This window comes from Phenylobacterium sp. (assembly GCF_036501465.1).
GTDB lineage: Bacteria > Pseudomonadota > Alphaproteobacteria > Caulobacterales > Caulobacteraceae > Phenylobacterium.
This window is the reverse complement of record NZ_DASYAF010000057.1, coordinates 1-3087: the sequence shown is the minus strand read 5'-3', so window position 1 is coordinate 3087 and position 3087 is coordinate 1. Positions and strand designations below refer to the sequence as shown.

Below are 3087 nucleotides of genomic sequence, written 5' to 3'. Positions count from 1 at the left end.
CAGTCCCAACCCGGCCTTGCGGCTCCAGGCGCTGGAGTTCGCCCTCCAGGCGGCCAAGCTCGATCCCGGCTTCCCGCCGGGGCCGGTGATCGCCGCGCGCCTGCTGATCGCCGACAACAAGCCGGCGCGCGCCGCCCCGCTGATCGAACAGGCCTGGAAGGCCCGCCCGCACCCGGCCCTCTACCTGCTCTGGCGCGACCTGAAGACGGCCGAGACGCCCAAGGCCCGCGCCGCCAGGCTGGGCGAACTGGCCGCGCTCAACCCATCCAACCGCGAGAGCTGCTTCGTCGCCGCTGAGCAGGCCCTGCTCAACCGCGAGCCGGCCTCGGCGCAAGCCGCCGTCGACGCGATGGACCAGGGCCCGCCCGACGCCCGGCTCTGCGGCCTGATGGCCCGCATCGCCAATGCCGCCGGCCGCGCCGACGAGGCCCGCGCCTGGATGGCCCGCGGCCTCGCCGCCCAGCCGGAGCCGGACTGGACCGACCTCGACCCCGCCGGCCGCGCCTTCGCCTACGCCCCCACCGACTGGGCCAGGCTGGTCTCCACCTATGCCGAGACCGGCGAACTGATCCACCCGCGCCTTGAGCGCCGCGAGCGGGTGATGAGCGAACTGCCCGAGCTGCCCACGGCGTACGAGCCCGGCGCTCCCTTTTCGTCGCCCGAGGCCATCCTCGCCCCGACGACCTATGACCCCGGCCCCGAAGACGACTGGGCCCGCGCCGAATCCTCGACGCCTTGATTCGTGGGCGACGAATGTATCGCGCGTCCCTTCTCCCCTCGCGGGAGAAGGCGCCCCTGCGAAGGCAGGGGCGGATGAGGGGCCGCGCCGGTTGTTGGGAAGAGGGCGCCCAGAATCCTGTGGAGAGCTAAGCGCGGCCCCTCATCCGACCGGTCTCCGACCGGCCACCCATCTGCGCTTCGCCTGACTTCGTCAGCCGATCGCCTTCGGCGAACGCTCCGAAACCCGCGAGGGGAGAAGGACGCGGTGGCGTTGCCGATGGGCTATGGCGAACCCGCTCGCCGTTGCGAGGCTCCGGAAACCCGACTAAACACCGCTCCCACGGCAGGCCGCCTTAGCTCAGCCGGTAGAGCACCGCATTCGTAATGCGGGGGTCGGGTGTTCGAGTCACCCAGGCGGCGCCGGGCTTTCCAACCCCACGGCCTATTGCTGCGCGACCGGGACCAGCAGCAGGATCGCCACGTCCTTGGTCGGGGTGAAGTTGGTGTAGTGGACCTCGAACCGGGTCGGGCCGGTCCTGGCCACCCCATTGCCGCAGAAGCTGACCAGGTTGGCCGAGGCGCCCTTGTCGATGGTCATGTGGAAATCGCCGATCGGCGCCTTCCAGTTGGCGCCGGTGGTCAGCACATAGTCGATGCGCTGTTCGGTCATGTAGCCGTTGGCGCTGGTCCTGGCCTTGGCGGCTCCGGCCAGGAAGGCGTCGTCGATGCAGTAGCGCTGCCGGCCCTGGGTGTAGAGCGCCGTGCCGACAAACGCCGGATCAGCCCATTGCGTCCCCGCCGTGCCGCCCACCGAGGGCGTGTAGTTGTGCTCGACATCGATGGTCCGCCCGGCGGGAAAGGTCTGGCGCCAATAGAAGGTGGTCTTCAGCGTCCAGGCGGCGGACAGGTGATGCTCCATCCCGTGGCCGACGTCATAGTCGTCGGGGATGGCCAGGCTCCTGGCGACCAGGGCGTCCTGGGCGGCCTTCGGCAGCTTGTCCAGCACGTCGTTGGTCGACTGCAGGTGCGGCGCCAGCGGGATGCCCAGTCCGTTCAGATAGGCGGTGATGTCGGCGCCGTTCTTCAGCGCCTTCTGCTCCACTTGCGCCGCCACCGGCTGGCCGTCGACGGTGGTGACGAAGCCCAGGAGGTTGGTCGGGCTCTCGCTGGGCACCACGATGTTGTCGTCCAGGCCCTCGATGGTGACGTCGGGCATGGGAAAAGCCACCAGGATGGTCACGTCATTGGCCGAGGTGTTGGCGAAGACGTAGTGCACCCGCACCGCCTTGGTGGAGATGGACAGATCCTCCGAGCGCATCTCGATGGCCGGGTTCCTGGTCAGCACCAGCCCGCCCGTCGCCAACTCGGCGCTGCTGTCATTGGCCGCCGCGTCCGTGGCCGCCGCCGCAATCAGCGCCGCCAGCCCGACGCCCAAGGCCCTGGTCCTCGCCCGCATAGCCCGCTCCCCTGCCGCGTCCCGCCGTCGCCGCGACTATAGGACGCGCGCGGGGGCGTTGTCTCGGCGCGGGCGACTCATCGCCATCGGGCTGGCGGAGGCGAGGGACGCGCGGCTAAGGTCACCCTGACCCCGTCACCGCTATGTAAGGAGCCAAGCGTGCAGCGAACGATCGCAGCGGTGACGGCGGTGCTGTCATTCCTCAGTTCCGCGCCATCGTTCGCCGCCCCAGCGTCGCCCTGGCCCGACACCCCACTCGGCCGCGCCCAGGCGTTGGCCGTCATCGAGACGCTCGACGCCCGGCTGCTGGCCAGCCCGAGCGCCACGGCGACGCTCGAGGCCTGGTGTGGCGAGCACCGCATGGCGTCGCCGCCGCGGCTCACGGCGGAGCGGGTGCGGGGCGTGGACAAGCCGGTGACCGACGAGCAGCGGCGGGTGTTGCAGGTGGGGCAAGGCGAGCGGGTCAAGTATCGGCGGGTGCGTCTCAGCTGCGGCGGGCATGTGCTGTCGGAGGCCGACAACTGGTACGTGCCCGGGCGTCTGACGGCGGCGATGAACCATGTGCTGGAAACCACCGATACGCCGTTCGGGCGGGCGGTGGCGGGGTTGCATCCGGTGCGGCAGACGCTGGCGGCGGAGTTGTTGTGGTCGCCGTTGCCGGCGCGGTGGGATCTGCGGGTCGGGAGGCCGCCAGCCGTCGCCGACTCGAGCGGCGGCGGGGCGCTGGCGATTCCGGACGAACTGTTCCGCCACCGGGCGGTGCTCTACGGCGCGCGGCGGCGGCCGTTCTCGGAGGTGGTGGAGACCTATAGCAGCGAGGTGCTGGACTATCCTCGCGCGCCCGCGTCACATGAAGTGGCGCCAGCGGAAGAAGGCGGCGGCGGCGACGGTGACGGCGGAGAAGGCCAGGG

General features: G+C 70.8%; 2 protein-coding genes, 1 tRNA gene and 1 pseudogene. 3 read left to right on the top strand and 1 reads right to left on the bottom strand.

What is annotated here, in order from left to right:
• Positions 1-739: pseudogene (locus VGL85_RS05905) on the top strand (heme biosynthesis protein HemY); the annotation flags it as partial.
• 328 nt (positions 740-1067) lie between these two features.
• A tRNA-Thr gene (locus VGL85_RS05900) sits at positions 1068-1140 on the top strand.
• Positions 1141-1162: 22 nt separating this feature from the next.
• Here the strand turns inward: VGL85_RS05900 and VGL85_RS05895 are convergent.
• Positions 1163-2176: a DUF4424 domain-containing protein gene (locus VGL85_RS05895; protein ID WP_331586982.1), complete on the bottom strand. Its 1014-nt coding sequence runs from the start codon at positions 2174-2176 to the stop codon at positions 1163-1165.
• A gap of 159 nt (positions 2177-2335) precedes the next feature.
• Here VGL85_RS05895 and VGL85_RS05890 point away from each other — a divergent pair.
• Positions 2336-3087 (top strand): hypothetical protein (locus VGL85_RS05890; protein ID WP_331586980.1); only part of this gene is annotated, 752 nt, incomplete at its 3' end.